Source organism: Aliiroseovarius sp. M344 (genome assembly GCF_025140835.1).
Lineage (GTDB): Bacteria > Pseudomonadota > Alphaproteobacteria > Rhodobacterales > Rhodobacteraceae > Aliiroseovarius.
Genome location: NZ_CP081153.1, coordinates 2,100,308 through 2,119,559 on the forward strand (window position 1 = coordinate 2,100,308; position 19,252 = coordinate 2,119,559).

The 19,252-nt window shown below is 59.6% G+C and carries 17 protein-coding genes; 5 read left to right on the plus strand and 12 right to left on the minus strand.

All coding sequences use genetic code 11. The features are described from left to right. Positions 1-2 precede the first annotated feature (2 nt). The 8 genes from K3556_RS10250 to K3556_RS10285 form a co-directional block, all read right to left on the minus strand. Positions 3-680: a glutathione S-transferase family protein gene (locus tag K3556_RS10250; protein WP_260516696.1), complete on the minus strand. Its 678-nt coding sequence runs from the start codon at positions 678-680 to the stop codon at positions 3-5. After that, a complete protein-coding gene (locus K3556_RS10255; RefSeq protein ID WP_260516697.1) occupies positions 680-2,620 on the minus strand; it encodes an acetyl/propionyl/methylcrotonyl-CoA carboxylase subunit alpha in 1,941 nt (646 codons plus the stop codon). Before K3556_RS10255 ends, K3556_RS10250 begins: the two co-directional genes overlap by 1 nt. Positions 2,621-2,686: 66 nt before the next feature. Next, complete coding sequence (locus K3556_RS10260) at positions 2,687-3,127, minus strand: thermonuclease family protein (RefSeq protein ID WP_260516698.1); 441 nt, start codon at positions 3,125-3,127, stop codon at positions 2,687-2,689. Positions 3,128-3,130: 3 nt separating this feature from the next. Beyond that, on the minus strand, positions 3,131-4,735 hold the full coding sequence (locus K3556_RS10265) for a carboxyl transferase domain-containing protein (RefSeq protein ID WP_260516699.1): 1,605 nt from the start codon (positions 4,733-4,735) through the stop codon (positions 3,131-3,133). Position 4,736: 1 nt separating this feature from the next. Next, the gene (locus K3556_RS10270) at positions 4,737-5,273 is read right to left on the minus strand and encodes a lysozyme inhibitor LprI family protein (RefSeq protein WP_260516700.1); all 537 of its coding nucleotides are present in this window, start codon (positions 5,271-5,273) and stop codon (positions 4,737-4,739) included. Further along, entirely contained in the window at positions 5,273-6,433 is a 1,161-nt protein-coding gene (locus K3556_RS10275; RefSeq protein ID WP_260516701.1) for an isovaleryl-CoA dehydrogenase, read from the minus strand. The genes K3556_RS10270 and K3556_RS10275 overlap by 1 nt, the downstream gene beginning before the upstream one ends. A gap of 194 nt (positions 6,434-6,627) precedes the next feature. Then, positions 6,628-7,833, minus strand: coding sequence for a DegT/DnrJ/EryC1/StrS family aminotransferase (locus tag K3556_RS10280; protein WP_260516702.1), 1,206 nt, complete (start codon positions 7,831-7,833; stop codon positions 6,628-6,630). A gap of 65 nt (positions 7,834-7,898) precedes the next feature. Beyond that, entirely contained in the window at positions 7,899-8,603 is a 705-nt protein-coding gene (locus tag K3556_RS10285; protein ID WP_260516703.1) for an HAD-IA family hydrolase, read from the minus strand. Between the two features lie 129 nt (positions 8,604-8,732). Between K3556_RS10285 and glmU the strand changes: the two genes are divergently transcribed. The 3 genes from glmU to K3556_RS10300 are packed head-to-tail and all read left to right on the plus strand — an operon-like array spanning position 8,733 to position 12,585. Next, positions 8,733-10,088, plus strand: coding sequence for a bifunctional UDP-N-acetylglucosamine diphosphorylase/glucosamine-1-phosphate N-acetyltransferase GlmU (gene glmU, locus K3556_RS10290; protein ID WP_260516704.1), 1,356 nt, complete (start codon positions 8,733-8,735; stop codon positions 10,086-10,088). A 2-nt stretch (positions 10,089-10,090) separates the two neighbouring features. Next, on the plus strand, positions 10,091-11,911 hold the full coding sequence (gene glmS / locus K3556_RS10295; RefSeq protein ID WP_260516705.1) for a glutamine--fructose-6-phosphate transaminase (isomerizing): 1,821 nt from the start codon (positions 10,091-10,093) through the stop codon (positions 11,909-11,911). Next, a complete protein-coding gene (locus K3556_RS10300; RefSeq protein ID WP_260516706.1) occupies positions 11,908-12,585 on the plus strand; it encodes a DNA alkylation repair protein in 678 nt (225 codons plus the stop codon). The genes glmS and K3556_RS10300 overlap by 4 nt, the downstream gene beginning before the upstream one ends. Here K3556_RS10300 and K3556_RS10305 read toward each other — a convergent pair. The 3 genes from K3556_RS10305 to K3556_RS10315 are packed head-to-tail and all read right to left on the minus strand — an operon-like array spanning position 12,582 to position 14,945. Continuing rightward, positions 12,582-12,782 carry a DUF3955 domain-containing protein gene (locus tag K3556_RS10305; RefSeq protein WP_260516707.1) on the minus strand — a complete coding sequence of 67 codons (201 nt, stop codon included), beginning with the start codon at positions 12,780-12,782 and terminating at the stop codon, positions 12,582-12,584. The two genes, K3556_RS10300 and K3556_RS10305, sit on opposite strands and share 4 nt — an antisense overlap. Before the next feature lie 34 nt (positions 12,783-12,816). After that, entirely contained in the window at positions 12,817-14,481 is a 1,665-nt protein-coding gene (locus K3556_RS10310; RefSeq protein ID WP_312847256.1) for an AMP-binding protein, read from the minus strand. Continuing rightward, positions 14,478-14,945: a D-galactarate dehydratase gene (locus tag K3556_RS10315; RefSeq protein WP_260516708.1), complete on the minus strand. Its 468-nt coding sequence runs from the start codon at positions 14,943-14,945 to the stop codon at positions 14,478-14,480. The genes K3556_RS10310 and K3556_RS10315 overlap by 4 nt, the downstream gene beginning before the upstream one ends. Before the next feature lie 94 nt (positions 14,946-15,039). On the opposite strand from K3556_RS10315, the gene moaA reads away from it, so the two are divergent. Further along, complete coding sequence (moaA, locus tag K3556_RS10320) at positions 15,040-16,047, plus strand: GTP 3',8-cyclase MoaA (RefSeq protein ID WP_260516709.1); 1,008 nt, start codon at positions 15,040-15,042, stop codon at positions 16,045-16,047. 6 nt (positions 16,048-16,053) lie between these two features. Here moaA and K3556_RS10325 read toward each other — a convergent pair whose 3' ends face one another. Beyond that, positions 16,054-17,217, minus strand: coding sequence for a M20 aminoacylase family protein (locus tag K3556_RS10325; RefSeq protein ID WP_260516710.1), 1,164 nt, complete (start codon positions 17,215-17,217; stop codon positions 16,054-16,056). 308 nt (positions 17,218-17,525) lie between these two features. Here K3556_RS10325 and K3556_RS10330 point away from each other — a divergent pair, with 308 nt between their 5' ends. Then, the gene (locus tag K3556_RS10330) at positions 17,526-19,241 is read left to right on the plus strand and encodes a peptide ABC transporter substrate-binding protein (protein WP_260516711.1); all 1,716 of its coding nucleotides are present in this window, start codon (positions 17,526-17,528) and stop codon (positions 19,239-19,241) included. Positions 19,242-19,252 lie beyond the last annotated feature (11 nt).

The following is a 19,252-nucleotide window of genomic DNA, read 5'->3' on the forward strand; positions in this document are numbered from 1 at the left end:
GGTCACTCCTCTGGAACCGGATAGAATTCTTGTTGATAGAACCGTTGCTCGCCCTCACGCTCCACGACGCGCTGATAGGATGGCATCGCTTCGATCCGCGCCTTGTAAGCCAGGATGTTCGGGAACTCGTCCAGCTTCACATAGTAGGGCACAGCGAACAGGTTAAAGCCCAACATGATGTCGGCGCCCGAGAAGCCGTGGTCCAGCAACCAATCGCGACCGTCCAGCCGCGCCTCAAGCCCAACAAGCGTATGACGCAACCGGGCTACGTTCAGCTTGATCACAATCGGGCTTGGTTTCGCAGGCGGCCGCAGAAACACCATTTGCAGGTTCAACTGCTCGATCAGGCTGGCCATGGTCTCGGAATAGTGGATCCATTGCAGATAATCGGTTCGCTCAGCCCCGCCCGGTGCGATACCCAGTTCGGGGGCGAATTCCTCGATCAGATACTGAACGATGGCGCCGCTTTCACTGATCCGCTTGGTGCCGATTTCCAAGGCCGGCACCCGCGACGCGGTCGAGACTTTGGGCAAGTCGCCTTCGTACATCTGCTTTGAGCCTATCTGGTATTCCACAACCTCAAGAGTTCGACCCAGCTTTTCTTCCAGTCCAATCTCTTCGATCAGCCAAAGAACCCGGATCGAGCGGGCGTATTGAACATGATGCAGACGGAAGGTCATCAGCTTTCCTCTTCTTCTTCCTCAAGACGCACAAGCGGCGCGCCCGCCTCGACCTGATCGCCATCGGCGACCAGCACCTCGGCGACGACACCATCGCGCGCGGCGGTCAGGCTGTGTTCCATCTTCATGGCTTCCAAAATGGCCAACCGGTCGCCCTGCTTGACCTCTTGGCCCGCCTTCGCAAAGACGGCCTTAACCAGACCCGGCATCGGCGCCTCGACCACGCCTGCGCCAGCCCCTGCGCCCGCATCTTGGTCCAACGGGTCAACCACGTGGAACTCCAACCCGGACTGTGCAAAGACGGTCACGACGTTGCCAGCCTTAGCGACGCGCGGGCCACGGTCGCCGCCCATCTTCCATTGGCCGTTAAGGCATGTGGCCTCGATGCTGTCCTCGCCGACGGTGATCACATGACGGTCAGCCCCATAAGAAGTCACGACAACCTCATACGTATCTTCGGCATGGGTCAGGGTCACAAAGTGGTTCAATCCGCCCCACAGGGTAAAGCCCGAGCCTTCGCGTTTCAAAAGCCCCAGCGCGCACAGCGCGGCCGCTCCGATATCAGCCATGCTTGGGCCGGGATCGGCGGTCAAAGCCTCTAGATCCCGTTCAATCAGGCCAGTATCGACTTCGCCTGCCGCAAAGCCTTCGTGACGAGTCAGCGCGCCCAGAAAGGCAAGGTTTGTCACCGACCCCGCAACTTCCGTATGCGTCAGGGCCGAGGACATCTGGCGCAATGCCGCCGCCCGTGACCCGGCATGGACAGTGATTTTGGCGATCATCGGATCATAGAACGGGCTGATCGTGTCGCCTGCCCCGACGCCGGTATCGGCCCGTGCGCCGTCTGGGAATTTCAGGTGCGTCAGCGTGCCCGTGGCCGGCAAGAAGCCCTTGGGCACATCCTCTGCATAAAGCCGCGCCTCAAAAGAATGACCGTTGATGGTCAGCTCGTCCTGCTGCTTAGGAAGCCCCTCACCCGAGGCGACACGCAACTGCCATTCGACCAGATCAACGCCGGTGATGGCTTCGGTCACGGGGTGTTCCACCTGCAAGCGGGTGTTCATTTCCATGAACCAGAACCCGTCCGTGCGCAGCCCGTTAGCCCCGTCTACGATAAACTCCACAGTGCCCGCACCCTTGTAACCGATGGCTTCGGCTGCGCGAACGCCCGCCATGCCCATCGCCTCGCGGACGTCTTCGGTCATGCCCGGCGCGGGCGCTTCCTCGATCACTTTCTGGTGGCGACGTTGCAGCGAGCAGTCGCGTTCAAACAGGTGCACCGCGTGCTTTCCGTCGCCAAATACCTGCACCTCGATATGGCGCGGCGACAGGATGTATTTCTCGACCAGCACATCCGCATTGCCAAAAGCGGTTTTTGCCTCGCCCTGAGCCGACGCCAGCGCGTCTGCGAAATCTTTGGGGTCATCGACGCGGCGCATGCCCTTACCGCCGCCGCCCGCCACGGCCTTGATCAACACCGGATAGCCCATATTGTCAGCTTCGGACGCCAGCAACGCCGGGTCCTGATCGGCACCGTGATAGCCGGGCACGACCGGCACGCCGGCCTCGACCATCAGCTTTTTGGCCGCATCTTTCAGACCCATCTTGCGGATCGCATCCGAGGACGGCCCGATAAAGACCAAGCCCGCTTTTTCCACGGCATCCACGAAGTCCGGGTTTTCCGACAGGAAACCATAGCCGGGATGGATCGCCTGCGCGCCGGTGTCCAGCGCCGCCTGAATGATCACATCGCCCTTCAGATAGGACTGCGCGGGTTGCGGCGGGCCGATATGCACCGCCTCATCCGCCATCTTCACATGGCGTGCGGCCGCATCGGCGTCGGAATAGACCGCCACTGTGGCCACCCCCAGCTTGCGGGCCGTATCAATCACGCGGCAAGCGATTTCGCCCCGGTTTGCAATCAGGATCTTCGTGAACATCTGTGTTCCTCCTTCGGGTGGGACCATAGTCCCGGCATCTTGAGCACCCAGGGGCGCAGTAATTTATTAACCGTTCAGGCGGTCGCACCAGTTGATGCGCGCGCCGGTGCGATAGGCGACAGCCAGCCCATCCTTGATCAACGTCTCGCCAACGTCGCGACCATTTGCAGACAGGCGCACCAGCTCGCGGCCAAATTTGTCGTGCCCCTCATGGCGCATCGTGATCTCGGCCCCTTTGACGATCTGGCGCAGACGGTCCGTAGCCCGGTCGCCCAGCGCCTTTTCTTGGGCGCATCCCGGCTCTTTTGTCTCGGGCGTATCAAACCCCACCAAACGCGCGGTGCGCTTGCCAGTTGGGCATTTCAGCTCGACCGTGTCTCCGTCATAGACATAGCCAAGCTGGCAGCCATCAATCGCACTGGTCCGCGGCACGGGCGCGATACGCTCGGCCAGCGAATAGAGGACCAGAAGGGTCAACCCGCAATACATGACGAGGTTCGTATCCACCGCTTACATCCGGAACACGCCGAATTTCGTCGGCTCGATCGGGGCATTCAGCGCTGCCAGCAGAGACAGGTACAGCACCTCGCGCGATTTGCGCGGATCGATCACGCCGTCATCCCAAAGACGCGCCGAAGCATAAAGCGGGTGGCTCTGTTCTTCGAACATGTCGATAGTGGGTTGCTTGAACGCGGCCTCTTCGTCCTTGGACCATTCGCCGCCCTGACGCTCGATCGCGTCGCGTTTCACGGTGGCCAACACGCCCGCCGCCTGTTCGCCGCCCATCACCGAAATCCGCGAATTGGGCCACGACCACATAAAGCGCGGCTGATAAGCGCGTCCGGCCATGCCGTAATTGCCCGCGCCATAAGAACCGCCGACAACCATGGTCACTTTCGGCACGTTGGTGGTGGCCACAGCGGTCACCATTTTGGCGCCGTGGCGGGCGATGCCTTCGTTCTCATACTTGCGGCCAACCATAAAGCCGGTGATATTTTGCAGGAAAACCAAGGGGATATTGCGCTGGCTGCACAGCTCAACAAAATGCGCGCCTTTCTGGGCGGCTTCCGAGAAGATCACGCCGTTGTTGGCGATGATCCCGATAGGGCAGCCTTTCAGATGGGCAAAACCGGTGACCAGTGTTTCGCCAAAGCGCGGCTTGAACTCGTCAAAACGCGAGCCATCGACGATGCGCATGATCACTTCGCGAATGTCGTAGGGCGTTTTAAGGTCGGCAGGCACAACGCCCAGCAATTCCTCGGGGTCATAGGCCGGTTCTTCCGGTTCCTGCCACTTCACGGTGATCGGTTTTTCACGGTTCAGGCTTTCCACCGCCCGACGCGCCAAGGCCAGGGCGTGGGCGTCATCCTCGGCAAGATAGTCAGCCACGCCCGACAGGCGCGTGTGCACGTTACCACCGCCCAGGTCTTCGGCTGTCACAACCTCGCCTGTCGCGGCCTTCACCAAGGGCGGACCGGCAAGGAAGATGGTCCCCTGCTCTTTCACAATGATCGTCACGTCCGACATGGCAGGCACATAAGCGCCACCAGCGGTACATGACCCCATGACCACTGCGATCTGCGGGATGCCCTTGGCGGACATCCGCGCTTGGTTGTAGAAAATCCGGCCAAAGTGGTCGCGATCGGGAAACACCTCGTCCTGATTTGGCAGGTTGGCGCCGCCACTATCGACAAGATAAATACAGGGAAGATTGCACTCCTCAGCGATCTCTTGGGCGCGCAGGTGCTTTTTCACCGTCATCGGGTAATAAGTGCCGCCTTTGACGGTGGCATCATTACAGACGACCATCACCTCTTGCCCATGCACCTGACCAATGCCCGCCACGACACCCGCCGCAGGGGCCGCGTTGTCATACATATTGTGCGCAGCTGTCGCACCGACCTCCAAAAAGGGCGACCCCGGATCGAGCAGGTTCGACACCCGGTCACGCGGCAACATCTTGCCCCGGCTCAGGTGGCGATCACGTGATTTCTGCCCGCCGCCCATCACGGCCGCTTCGGCAGCGTCTGCTACCACTTTCAGGGCGTCAAGGTGACCAGAACGGTTGGTCTTATAGGCCTCAGAGCCGGGTGTTGCTTGGGAAGTCAGTTTCATCTCAGCATCCTTCGTGGTTGCAGATTGTATCGCCATAACCGTTCAGGTCGGCCTCAAGCACGAGCGTCTGGCGGGCGGTCTGGTGCAGCATGCAAGCAACTGACGCAGGGCCGCCGCCTGTTCCGCCACCCCATTTCGTGCGTTCATAATCGCATGACGCATCGCGGAAGGTGATCCACGCACGCTGCATCGTCAAAAGCGCGGGGGCTTGTTGAGGAGCCGCCGACCCAAGGGTCGCCATCTCTTCATCTTCGGCCTTCAGGCGGGTCATCAGCAGCCCATAGGCGTGGTTCAGCCGTCGATCCCAGTCTTCGTATTCCAGCCCAAGACAGGACGACATGCCAACTGTGCTTGATCCACCTTCGGTCGCTGCCATGCAGGAATTGGCGGCGGCGCCAACACACCGCATTGGATCGCCCCCTTCGCCCATAGCAGACAGGCAGTCGGTGGTGGGTTGAAAGCTATACGTCATGTTCTGCGCCATGGCCGGAGAAGCCAATGTCAAAAGAACCGCGAAGATACCACTGCGAATACGCATCACATCTTGCCCATCAGCTCGCGACCGATCAGCATCCGGCGGATTTCCGAGGTGCCCGCACCGATCTCCATCAGCTTGGCGTCGCGGAAGATTCGGCTGACCGGCGTTTCGTTCATGTAACCTGAGCCGCCCATCGCTTGCACTGCTTGGTGCGCCTGCTTCATTGCCTCTTCCGAGGCATAAAGCACACAGGCCGCCGCATCCTGTCGGGTCACCTGACCGCGATCACAGGCTTTAGCAACTTCATACACATACGCGCGGGCCGAGTTCATCGCGGTATACATATCCGCAATTTTGGCCTGCATCAGCTGGAAGTCCCCAATCGGGCGGCCAAACTGTTTGCGTTCTTTCATATAGGGCATGATTTCGTCCATGCAGGCGGCCATGATGCCCGTACCAATGCCCGACAGAACCACGCGTTCATAGTCCAGCCCTGACATCAGAACAGCAACGCCTTTACCCTCTTCGCCCAAGACGTTCTCAAACGGCACTTCGACGTCCTCAAAGATCAGCTCGGCAGTGTTTGACCCGCGCATCCCCATCTTGTCGAAATGCGGGCTGGTTGAGAAACCCTTCATATCCTTCTCGATGATGAAGGTGGTTATGCCCTTGGGGCCGGCATCCGGATCAGTTTTGGCATAAACCACCAAAGTGTCGGCATCCGGACCGTTGGTGATCCAGAACTTGGTGCCATTCAGCACATAGTAGCCATTGCGCTTCTCGGCGCGCAGCTTCATCGACACAACGTCCGACCCTGCGCCCGCTTCGGACATCGCCAGCGCGCCCACATGCTCGCCCGAAATCAGCTTCGGCAGGTATTTCTGCTTCTGGTCTTCGGTGGCGTTGCGGCGGATCTGGTTCACGCATAGGTTCGAATGCGCCCCATAGCTGAGCGAGACCGAGGCCGAGGCCCGCGCAATCTCTTCAACGATCACCACATGCGCCAGATATGACATCCCCGCCCCGCCATATTCCTCGGGCGTGGTGACCCCCAGCAGACCCAGTTCTCCGAACTCTTTCCAAAGTTCATTGGGAAACTCATTTTTCTGATCCACTTCCGCGGCGATCGGTTTGATCCGGTCTTGCGCAAATCGATGCACCATATCGCGCATGGTGTTGACGTCTTCGCCCAGGTCGAAATTCATAGAGTGATTGAACATGTGCCGCTTCCTTCTGGATCAGGTATTCGGGATCGCATTATTGAACGCTTGTTCATTTAATTGCGCAAAGCTCGATTCGGGTCAATACAGCCGTAAACTCACGCAGCGTCACATTAACCGATGCCGGGCTTCTTCTGGCCCTAAATATCCTGGGGAAGAGCCAAATCCCGGATTTGGCTCTGGGGCAAAGCCCCTTACCGCGCTTGCTGAAACACCGACCCAACCACATCGCGAATAATCCGCGCGATTTGCGCACAATCATCCAGACTGAAGGTCAACGGCAAACGCAGGTCCAGTATGCCGCGCAACACCCGATCCGACTTTGGCATTGATGGCGTATCAGCATAGCGCCAACTGTCATATCGGCTTGTAAACCCGCTGGGTTCCGCCCCGCCGAACCATTTCATCTCAACTCCGCGATCGCCACAGCGGGCCACGACAGCGCGCACATCCTCTTCCGCCCAATCCAGCAGCAGGAACTGGAACGAGGACATGACGTAGCCCTCTTTCTCAGGACGCTCGATCAGCGTCAAACCGGGCACCTCCCGCAATCCCTGCTCCACCACCTGATAGCGGGCGTTCCACGCGGCACATTGATCCGCAAGGCGCGCCAGTTGTGGTCGTAATATCGCGGCCCGCAGATTATCCATCCGGCCCGATATATTTGGCGTCACATATTTCACCCGTTCAAACGCTTCGGCAGGCGGACCCGCCAGATGCCGCTCATAAAGCATATAGCTGCCTGACAGGATAATCGCACGGGCCATCAGATCGGGGTCGTCCGAGATTAAAAGCCCGCCCTCACCGGAATTCGCATGTTTGTACGTCTGCGTCGAATAGGCCGCCATCGCGCCGTGCCGCCCCGAAAGCGTGCCATTCCAGCGCGCGCCCATCGTGTGGGCGCAGTCTTCGATGACCGTGACACCCGCCGCATCCGTGATCGCCATCAGACGATCCATATCGCAAATATGCCCGCGCATATGGCTGAGCAGCAACACCTTCGGCGTATCCGGCCCCGCGACTTTTGCCGCCAGATCGTCCAGATCTATTGTTAAAGCTTTCGTGACCTCGACAAACACCGGCGCGCCACCGACCGAGGCGATCGCGCCCGGCACCGGGGCCAAGGTGAAGGCGTTGGTCAGGACCCGATCTCCCGGCGTGACGCCCACCGCCCGCAGCGCGGTCGCGATAGCATACCCGCCCGACGCGCACGCCAAGGCGTATTTCGACCCCATCGCGGCGGCGAATTCCTGCTCTAACAAGGCGGTGTGCGATGTTTCGCCTTCGGCCACGTTATAGCGGTGCAATCGCCCGTGGCGCAGCACGTCAAGGGCAGCCTCAATCCCGTCGTCCGGGATTGGTTCCTGCTGGGTGAAATTGCCTGTGAATCGCTCGGTCATGGCCTGACCCTGCGCGGGTCCGGGCGTGGCGTCAATGGGTGGCCGGTCTGGTTTGAGCGTTCGGATCAGCCGATAAGGTCTGCGACCACTCGATCCAGATCATCGAAGTGATCCAGCATCGCCTCGGGCGCTAGACGGGACACGCCGGGCCCTTCCGGTCCGAAGCCGACAAGAATGCAGGGCACCCCAGCCGCCCGTGCGGTCAGGCGATCGGTCTCCGTATCACCCACCAAAAGCGCATGCGCCGGATCCCCCCCCGCCCCATGCGCCGCAGCAACAAACGGGGCCGGGTCCGGTTTACGGGTGGGCAACGTGTCCGCCCCGATCAACGAGGTAAAGCGATCCAGAATGCCCATCCGGGTCAGCAACAACCGGGCAAGCCCTTCAGGTTTATTGGTGCATATCCCGACCGCATAACCGCCCGCATGTAGCCGTCCTACCGCTTCCATCGCACCCGGATACAACTGCGTGTGCCGATCTATGTTGGCTTCATAGGCCTCCAGCAGGTTCGGAAACTCCCGATCAATCGCGGCCTCTTCCACGTCGCCACCATTCAAGCGCGAAAAGCCCAGACGCAGCATCGCCCGACCACCATGAAAGGCCGTCAACTGGTCGTTGGCCGGGTCCAGCAGATCACCATGCCCCAGCGCCACGAAACAGGCGTTCGCCGCGGCGATCAAATCCCCCGACGTATCGGCCAATGTGCCGTCCAGATCAAAGATAACCGTTCGTCGTCCTGCGCGCCGCCCCGGCGTTGCTGTATCGCTCATCAGGTTCCTTGCTTTGGCAATATCACGCAAAGCCTGTAACCTCGCGTAAGGTTAATTGAACAGCTTTCACTTGCGAGCCGCGCCCCAAGGGGTAAAACGGACGAAAAGAAATTGGAAGAGCAGATAGATATGGCGACTGCCTTGATTGTCCTTGCCGCTGGCATGGGAACACGAATGAATTCAGACCTGCCGAAAGTGATGCACGAGATTGCAGGCGCGCCGCTATTTGCGCACGCGCTGGCCTCTGGCGCGGCCCTGTCGCCGGACCGGGCTGTTCTGGTAGTTGGGCATGGGGCCGAGATGGTCGGGGCTACCGCGAAAGACATTGACCCCGACATCATAATTGCCGTGCAGGAAGAACAGCTTGGCACTGGCCATGCGGTCCTTCAGGCACGAGCGGCGCTGGAAGGTTTCGACGGTGACGCAATCGTCCTTTATGGCGACACACCCTTCATTCGCCCTGAAACACTGGAGGCGATGGCCCAAGCCCGCGCCGATGGGGCCGACGTTGTCGTGCTGGGCTTCGAAGCAGCCGATCCTGGCCGTTATGGCCGGTTGATCGTCAATGGCGGCACATTGGACCGGATCGTTGAGTTCAAGGACGCGTCGGATGAGGAACGTGCCGTAACACTTTGTAACAGCGGTGTTATTGCTGCAGACACCAACCTTCTGTTCGACCTTCTGGATGGGGTCGGAAACGACAATGCGGCAGGCGAATACTACCTGCCCGATATCGTGTCGGTTGCGCGCGCACGCGGTCTGACAGCGACTGTCGTGACCTGCGATGAGGCCGAAACGCTGGGCATCAATTCCCGCGCCGAACTGGCCGCAGCCGAGGGTGTGTTCCAGACCCGCGCGCGTGAAGCCGCGCTGGGAGATGGCGTGACCTTAATAGCGCGTGACACGGTCTTTTTCGCCCATGATACCGTCATCGGCCGCGATAGCGTGATCGAGCCCAACGTGATCTTCGGCCCCGGCGTCACCGTGGAAAGCAATGCCCGCATCCGGGCGTTTTCACACCTTGAAGGCTGCCACGTGTCGCGCGGTGCAGTGGTCGGCCCCTTTGCCCGCCTGCGCCCCGGTGCAGAACTGGCCAACAACGCCAAGGTGGGCAACTTCGTCGAGATCAAGAACGCGCAGATCGAAGAAGGCGCGAAGGTCAATCACCTGAGCTATGTGGGCGATGCCCGCGTGGGCGAGCACGCCAATATCGGCGCTGGTACCATCACCTGCAATTATGATGGAGTCTCAAAGCATCATACAGACATTGGCGCACGGGCTTTCATCGGGTCAAACACCTGCCTTGTCGCGCCCGTCTCGGTCGGCGATGACGCCATGACGGCAACCGGCACCGTGGTCACGAAAAACGTAGCCGCCGGTGCGATGGCCGTTGGGCGCGCGAAGATGGAGGTCAAACCCGGCCTCGCCCTCAAATTGTTCGAAAAGTTAAAGGCCACAAAGGCCAGACGCCAGAAAGGATCCTGAAAATGTGTGGTATTGTAGGGGTCTTGGGCAATCACGAAGCCGCGCCCATCTTGGTTGAGGCGTTAAAACGGCTCGAATACCGCGGCTATGACAGCGCTGGGATTGCCACCATCAACGAGGCCGGGGAACTGGACCGCCGTCGTGCGGTGGGCAAGTTGGTGAACCTGTCAGATACCCTGGTGCATGACCCGTTGGCGGGCAAATCCGGCATTGGACACACAAGGTGGGCCACCCATGGCGCGCCGACAACTGAAAACGCCCACCCGCACCGCGCCGGATCCGTCGCGGTCGTTCATAACGGCATCATCGAGAACTTCCGCGAACTGCGTGAGAAGCTCGCTGCTGAAGGGCTGAAGTTCTCGACCGAGACAGACACCGAAACGGTTGCCCTGCTGGCCCAAAGCCACATCGCAAAGGGCAAGAACCCGAAAGAGGCTGTCTCCGCCACATTGGATGAACTGGAAGGCGCGTTTGCCCTGTGTTTCCTGTTTGACGGCGAGAACGACCTGATGATTGCCGCCCGCAAAGGCAGCCCCTTGGCAATCGGCCATGGCAACGGCGAAATGTTCGTGGGGTCAGACGCCATCGCCTTGGCACCGATGACCGACAAGATCACCTATCTGGAAGAAGGCGATTGGGCCGTCATCACCCGCGACGGGGCGCAGATTTTCGACGCTGACGGTCGCCTCGCCAACCGCCCGGTGAAACAGGTGCGTCTTGACGCAGCACGGATCGAAAAGGGTGGCTACAAGCACTACATGGCGAAGGAAATCGCCCAGCAGCCTTCTGTTGTTGGCGAAGTGCTGAAGGCTTATGTCAAAGGCGACCAGATTACCATGGATCTGGGTGGCGTCGACTTCGCCGATGTTGATCGACTGTCCATCGTGGCGTGTGGCACCGCCTACTATGCCGGGCTGGTGGCAAAATACTGGTTCGAACACTACGCCCGCCTGCCCATCGATATCGATGTCGCGTCCGAATTCCGCTATCGTGAAGCGCCTTTTGCGCCCAAAACTCTGGGCGTCTTTGTCAGTCAGTCCGGCGAAACCGCGGACACGCTGGCTGCGCTTCGGTATTCTGCTGGCAAGGTCGACAAGATCGTCAGCCTGATCAACGTCCCGGAAAGCTCGATCGCGCGCGAAAGCGATGTGGCGGTCGAAATTTATGCAGGACCGGAAGTGTCTGTGGCATCGACCAAAGCGTTCACCTGTCAGTTGACCTGCTTTGCCATCATGGCGCTGAAAGCCGCCCATGATCGCGGACATCTGGATGATGCGAGCTTGGCCAGCCACCTTGCCGATTTGCGTCAGCTTCCAGGACTGATGAGCCATGCACTGACCATCGACACAGCCACGAAAAAGATCGCCCACAAACTGGCCGAAGCGCGTGACGTGCTGTTTCTGGGGCGTGGGCAGATGTTTCCATTGGCCCTTGAAGGCGCACTCAAACTGAAAGAAATCAGCTATATACACGCCGAAGGTTACGCGTCAGGTGAATTGAAGCATGGCCCTATTGCGCTGGTCGACAAAGTGACGCCGACCGTCGTTATGGCCCCCCATGACGGGTTGTTCGACAAGACCGTTTCCAACATGCAGGAAGTCATGGCGCGCGGTGGGCGCGTTGTGCTTGTCTCGGACGCACGCGCCGCGAAAGAGGCTGGAGACGGCGTCTGGCAATCGCTCGCCCTGCCCGAAGCGCCCGAACTGTTGCAGCCGATCCTATATGCGATCCCGGCTCAGTTGTTGGCTTATCACACGGCGATCGCCAAGGGCACCGACGTGGACCAGCCCCGCAACCTTGCGAAATCGGTCACGGTCGAATGACGCTGGACGACGCGCTGACCGCCCTGCGTGCGCAAGTCGAAGAGGGCCGAGCCGAAGGCATGGCCAGCTATCACAAGCAAACGCGCGAGGTCATGGGCATTCCAAACCCAGCCCTGAACGATCTGACCAAATCTTGGCGGCAAAGCCTGTCGGTAGAAGACCGTGTCACATTGGCCGACCAGCTTTGGCAGACCGACATTTTCGAAGCCCGCATTGCGGCCGCCAAGCTGCTGACCCAAGCGCGATTGCGACCCGATGAAGCCGCCTGGACGCTGATCCAAAGCTGGGTGCCTGATTTCGACAGCTGGGCCATTGCCGATCATGCCTGTATGGCTGGGCAAAAACGACTGGTCGCCGAGCCTGCGCGCATCGACACGGTTGAGGGCTGGACAAAGTCCGACCACATGTGGACCCGGCGCGCGGCGCTGGTCATCACCTTGCCGTGGACCAAGCAGAACAACCCAAAGCCAGAAGAACTCGCGATCCGCGACCGGGTGCTGGGCTGGGCCGCTGGCTATGTCGAGGACCAGGATTGGTTCATCCAGAAAGCCGTGGCCTGGTGGCTGCGCGACCTATCAAAACACGACCCCGACCGCACCCGCAGCTTTCTTGAGGGGCATGGCGACAAGTTGAAAGCTTTTGCGCGTAAAGAAGCAGGTAAATATCTGGCCTAACGCTTTGATTTCACAACGAACGACAGCGCCAAACAGATCACCCCAAACACAAAAAGAAAAATTGAAAGCGGGACGTTAAAGCTTTCCTGCAACACACCGTTTTCATCCAAGCCGCCGTAGAAGATGCGCTCAGCCAGCCATGATGTGGCGGCGAAAACAAGCGAAACCGATCCAAGCGTGCGCAGTAGTTTTTTCATGTCAGGATCCTTTGGGTGGGGGGGCATGCCTGGGTCAACTCCCGCTGGGTTTTCGCAACTCTCTGCGCATGATCTTGCCCGTCGCAGTCATTGGCAGCTCATCGACGAATTCAACCAGTCGCGGGGCGACATGGGGGCTGATCCGGTCGCGGACAAGTTGGATCAGATGATCAGCCAAGCCCGCTGTCTTTGCCCCCGCCCGCAACACCACGACGGCCTTCACCGCCTCGGTCCGAAGGGGGTCTGGCACGCCGATGACGGCGGCCATCGCCACATCAGGATGAGTTTGTAGGCAGTTCTCAATCTCGGACGGACCAATGCGATAGCCCGCTGAGGTGATGACATCGTCATCCCGGCTGGCGAAGGTGAAATACCCGTCTTTATCCCGTACGGCCAGATCGCCGGTGCGCATCCAGTCGCCGTCAAACTTCGCCGCTGTCTTATCTTGCAGGTTCCAGTAGCGCAGGAACAGCACCGGATCGCCGGCGCGCACTGCGATCTCTCCCATTTCGCCGGGGGCACAAGGTTTCCCTTTCGGGTCAATCACTGCAACATCGTGGCCGGGGATGGGTTGCCCCATACTGCCGGGTTTGACCTGCATCGCACCGGCCACGGAAGACAGAACCAAATTGCATTCGGTCTGCCCGTAAAACTCGTTCACATTGACGCCCAGCACGTCGCGCGCCCAGTCCAGCAACCCGGCCCCAAGGCTTTCGCCGCCTGACCCAATGGAGCGGATATCGACATCCGCTTGGGGTGCACCGGACTGGCGTAGCAGCTTCAAGGCGGTGGGCGGCATGAAGAGATTGCGAATGTTCTGGTTTGCAATCAGGCGGTAAGCCGCGTCGGCCTGAAACTTTCGCATCCGGTGACTGACGATCGGTACGCCAAAGAAAAGAAAGGGAAGTGCCAGATCCATCAACCCGCCGATCCACGCCCAATCAGCTGGCGTCCAGCCCTTGTCACCAGCTTGCGGGAAATCCTCGTTGTAGGTTTCCACACAGGGCAGATGGCCCAAAAGAAATCGGTGCGCATGCAGCACCCCCTTGGGTGGGCCCGTGGTGCCCGAAGTATAGATCATCACCGCCGGGTCTTCGGCAAGTGTTGCCTCGGCAGTGGCCAAAGGTTGCGCCGCGTTTACTTCGGCCCAGAAATCTAAGCTGGTTGAGGTCGGATTGACCGAAAACACCTCGGTCAGTTCCGGAAGGTCCGTGCGGATTTCGTCAAGTTTTGGTAGGCTTTGCGCGTCAGTGACCACGATCCGCGCCCCGCTGTCAGACAGGCGATAGGCAAGCGCATCGGCACCAAACAAGGTGAACAAGGGCAGGACAACGGCCCCTAGTTTATAGGCCGCAAAATGGGTGATCAGCACCTCTGGCCCCTGCCCCAGCAAAATCGCGATCCGGTCACCCTTACCCAATCCGCGGCTGCGCAAGACCGTTGCCAACCGGTCAGATGCAGCCTTTAACTCTTCAAAGGTCCAGTCTGTGGCCGCTCCATCCTGCGCAACATGGGTCAGCGCCACGCGACTGCCATCACGTGCCGCCCAACTGTCGCAGCACCGTTCGGCAATGTTGAATTGGGTCGGAATGTCCCACGCGAATTCATCGCGCATCACCTGCCACTGATCCCAACGCGCAATCAGCTTGCGCGCGCGGCCATGTGCCAGCCAGTCCGCGTCAGACAGACGTGAGATCACGACCCAAAGACGACCAGTTCATGCAAGCCCGAGATGTCGAGGTCCAACAGCTGGAGCGTCGACAATGACACCCGGCTTCCGCCACTTGAAATGGGGCGAAGAGTGACCTTGACCGTGCGGCCAGTTGACTTGGACTGAACACGCCCCTGTGTCTCGGACGAAACCAGTGGGGTTTCGAGCCAAAAACCCGGCGCGGTCGGATCGCCAAGGCTGGCCACCGTGACGCCAAGCGACCCAGCGGCGGCGACAGGCGGCGTGGTTGCGGCCGCCATGCGGTCTTCTTCCGTCGCTGTATCGAACTCGTCCACAGTGATCGCGTCACTGGGCGGCGCAGGCGGCAGATCACCGCCATAGGTGGGTTGGTTCTGCAAATGCGGGGGGCGCGGCATTATATTGTTCATATCCAGGCCGGAACACCCAGCCAGGGTCAGGACAAATGCGGGCATCAGAATTACATGTTTCATAACCGCAGCGTGGCGCAATTCGTCGGCTCTTTCAACGCCAGATTTTACCGCTCTGTGACTTGCGCGTTTGCCCGCCCGCACTTAGGTTCGATCCATGGAAAAACCTCAGCTTGTCGACCCGTTTATGCGCGCAGTCACCTATTTGCGCTTGTCCGTCACGGACCGCTGCGATTTTCGCTGCACCTACTGCATGTCGGAAAACATGACTTTCCTGCCAAAGAAAGACCTACTGACCCTTGAGGAACTGGACCGAATCTGCACCGCCTTTATCGGCCTTGGGGTGCGCAAACTGCGCATTACCGGCGGCGAACCGTTGGTGCGCAAGGGAATCATCGGCTTTTTTGAGGGTATGGGGCGTCATCTGGACAGCGGCGCGCTGGATGAGCTGACATTGACCACAAATGGATCGCAGCTGCATCGCTTTGCGAAGGATCTGTATGCGGCGGGCGTGCGGCGGGTGAATATCTCACTTGATACGCTGGACGAAGAGAAATTTGCCCACATCACCCGTTGGGGGCGGTTGCCGCAAGTCATGCGCGGCATCGATGCGGCCCTTGATGCGCGGTTGAAGGTGAAGATCAACGCCGTCGCGCTGAAGGGCTTCAACGATAGCGAGCTTTTCTCGCTGGTCGATTGGTGCGCACAAAAAGGGCTGGATCTGACATTTATCGAGGTTATGCCGATGGGCGATATGGGGGAAGAAAACCGGATCGACCAATACTGGCCGCTGTCAGACCTGCGCGCCCAGCTGGCCGAACGCCTGACGTTGACCGATCTGGACGAGAGCACGGGCGGCCCGGCCCGCTATATGCGGGTCGAAGAAACCGGCCAGAAAATCGGCCTGATCACGCCGCTGACTCACAATTTCTGCGAAAGCTGCAACCGCGTACGGATGAGCTGCACCGGCCAGTTCTACACCTGTTTGGGCCATGACGGCATGTCAGACCTGCGCGCGCCGCTGCGGGCATCGGAAAGTGATGCGGTGTTGATCGACGCCATACATGCCGCAATAGGGCGTAAACCCAAAGGGCACGATTTCGACTATTCCCGGCAGAGTGTGCAGGGTCAGACGATCCGCCACATGAACCACACCGGCGGCTGATCCCTTTTACGACGCGGGCATTCGCTTCTCGACGACCTCGACCCACCATGAACAGCCCTGCGGGATGATCTCGTCGTTGAAGTTGTATTCAGGGTGGTGAACCATCGCGGTGTCACCATTGCCGACCAGAATATAAGCGCCGGGACGCTCTTCCAGCATATAGGCGAAATCCTCACCGCCCATGATCAAAGGGGCCTCCCCGCAGGTACCCGACACGGTCTGCGCCGCGTGGGCCGCATGTTCGGTTTCCGCTGCATGGTTGACCATGACCGGATAGTTGCGTTCGTAGCGGACGGTGGCCGTCCCGCCAAAAGTATCTGCAATGCCATTGCAGATCGCGTGCACACGCGCCTCGGCCAGATCGCGCATCTCAGTCGACAGTGTACGGACCGTTCCGCCAAGTTGAACACTCTGCGGTATCACGTTGAAAGCATTGGAACTTGTCTTAAACGACGTGATCGAGACAACCACCTGCAATGTGGGGTCGACATTGCGCGAAACGATCGTTTGCAGGGCTTGCACGGCTTGCGACGCCATCACCACCGGGTCCACCGTGTCATGCGGTTTAGCTGCGTGCCCACCGCGGCCTTCAAACTGAATGTCCAGCAGATCGGTGGCCGCAAAAAACGGGCCCGGACGGATCGCAAACGTGCCCGCATCATGGCCCGGCCAATTGTGCATGCCGTAAACTTCCTGAATACCGAACCGCTCCATCAGACCGTCTTCGCACATCACGCGCGCCCCGCCGCCGCCCTCTTCGGCGGGTTGGAAGATCACAATGCAGGTGCCGTCGAAATTCCGGGTTTCCGCCAGATATTGTGCGGCGCCCAAAAGCATCGCCGTGTGCCCGTCATGCCCGCAAGCATGCATCTTGCCCGGTTGGGTCGAGGCATAATCCAGCCCCGTCGCCTCGTCGATTGGCAGCGCATCCATATCGGCACGCAACCCCACAACCTTGCCCGCGTTGTCGGACCGGCCTTTGATGACACCAACGACCCCGGTGCGGCCGATGCCTTCAACCACCTCATCACAGCCAAAACCGCGCAATTTCTCGGCCACGATACCGGCGGTGCGATGCGTGTCGAACATTAGTTCAGGGTGGGCGTGGAAATCACGTCGCCACGCTGTAATCTCGTCTTTCAACTCGTGAAATCGGTTCTTGATTGGCACGATTTACCCTTCCTGTTCGGTCTCGGCGGTCACTTCCAGACTGGTGTACACAGCAGCACCCACCATGCGCTTGTTTTCGGGCTGGTTCAACCGATCTGCTTGGCAACCGGGTGGAAAAGCTCATCCATCTGCGGTCCGCAAAAACATATACTAAAGCAGTATACGCCTTTCCCACATTGCCCCTCGCATCACAAAAACGCCGCGCTTCGTGCGCTAAGACCTTGCGTTGCAGCATTAATTTTTGTGTCATTCAACGGCAGGTGGTGGGCTACGATAATGACAAGAACGAACTTTTGGGGGGCGTAGACATGACACGCAAAAGGATTTCGACGTTGGGATGCGCTGCTGGCATGGCCATGTCTTTGTTGCCGGTTGGTGCGTTTGCAGATCGCGGAGACGCGGGTCACCTCAACATTCTATATTGGCAAGCCCCGACGATCCTGAACCCTTATCTGTCCAGCGGACCCAAGGACATTGAACCAGCGTCGCTGGCTCTGGAACCGCTTGCGCGATATGACGAAAATGGCAATTTGACCGCGTGGCTGGCCGCAGAGATCCCCACCCTTGCCAATGGTGGGGTATCGAACGACCTGACATCAATCACATGGGCGTTGCAGCCCGGACTGTTGTGGTCCGACGGGTCGGCAGTCACCGCACATGATGTTGTTTTTACGGCCGATTACTGCATGACGCCCGAGGGTGGATGTCAACAGGCGACAAAGTTCTCGGACGTGACAAGCGTCGAAGCGCTGGATGATCTGACCGTCCGCATCACCTTCGCAGCAGCCAAACCCTTCCCCTATGGCCCGTTGGTCGGGGTCGAAACACCGATCCTACAAAAAGCGCAGTTCAAGGAATGCATGGGGGCTAACGCCCCAACCTGCACCACGCAAAATTCCGCCCCCATCGGCACCGGTCCGTTTCAAGTGACCGAGTTTCGCGCGGGAGATGTGGTCACATTCGAGGCCAATCCCAACTATCGCGACCCAGATAAGCCGGGCTTTGCAACCGTGACTTTCAAAGGAGGCGGCGACGCCATCGGGGCCGCCCGCGCTGTACTGGAAACCGGCGAAATGGACTATGCGTGGAACCTTCAGGTTGACCCTGAAGTCCTGAGCCAGATGGCCAGCGGCGGCAAAGGCACCATCGTTCGATCCTTCGGGACGCCGGTGGAACGGTTGATGATCAACCGCACCAATCCATCGGCAAAGCTGGGCGACGCACGCTCCACCCGCGATGGAGGGGCGCATCCGTTCCTGACCGATCCATCTGTTTTAACCGCCATGTCAGCAGCCATCGACCGCGCTGTGGTCGCTGAACTTGGCTATGGCACGGCGGGCAAGCCGACCTGTGACATCCTTCCCGCCCCTGCGATTTATGCCTCAGACGCGAACGCTGCCTGTTTGACGCAAGACCTTGGCCGCGCAGATCAGCTTCTGACCGACGCTGGCTGGGTGGACAGCGACGGCGACGGGGTGCGCGAAAAAGACGGGGTGCGTTTGTCGGTGCTGTTCCAGACCTCGACCAACCCGGTACGTCAGGACACGCAGGCTTTGCTGAAATCGTGGTGGGCCGAGATCGGCATCGAAACCGAATTGCGCCACATCGACCCGTCGGTCTTTTTCGGCGGCGATCAGGCCAGCCCGGATACGTTCCAGAAATTCTATGCCGACATCCAGATGTTCACCAATTTCTTCCCCGGCACCGATCCCGAGGCCTATCTGAACAACTGGACCTGCAAAAGCATCCCCGAGCCCGCCAACAACTGGCTGGGCTTCAACATCCCGCGGTTTTGCGACCCGGCATATGACGCGCTGGCCGCCAAGCTGGCACAAACCGCGGTGCTGGAAGACCGCGCGGCGATTGCGCGCGACATGAATGACATGCTGATGCAGGCCGGGGCTCTGATCCCCTTGGTGCATCGCGGCGATGTCTCCGCGATCTCACATACGCTGGACGGGGTTCGCATGAATTCATGGGACAGCGAGCTTTGGAATATCGCGGACTGGACCCGCAGCGACTAAGCCCGTTAAAC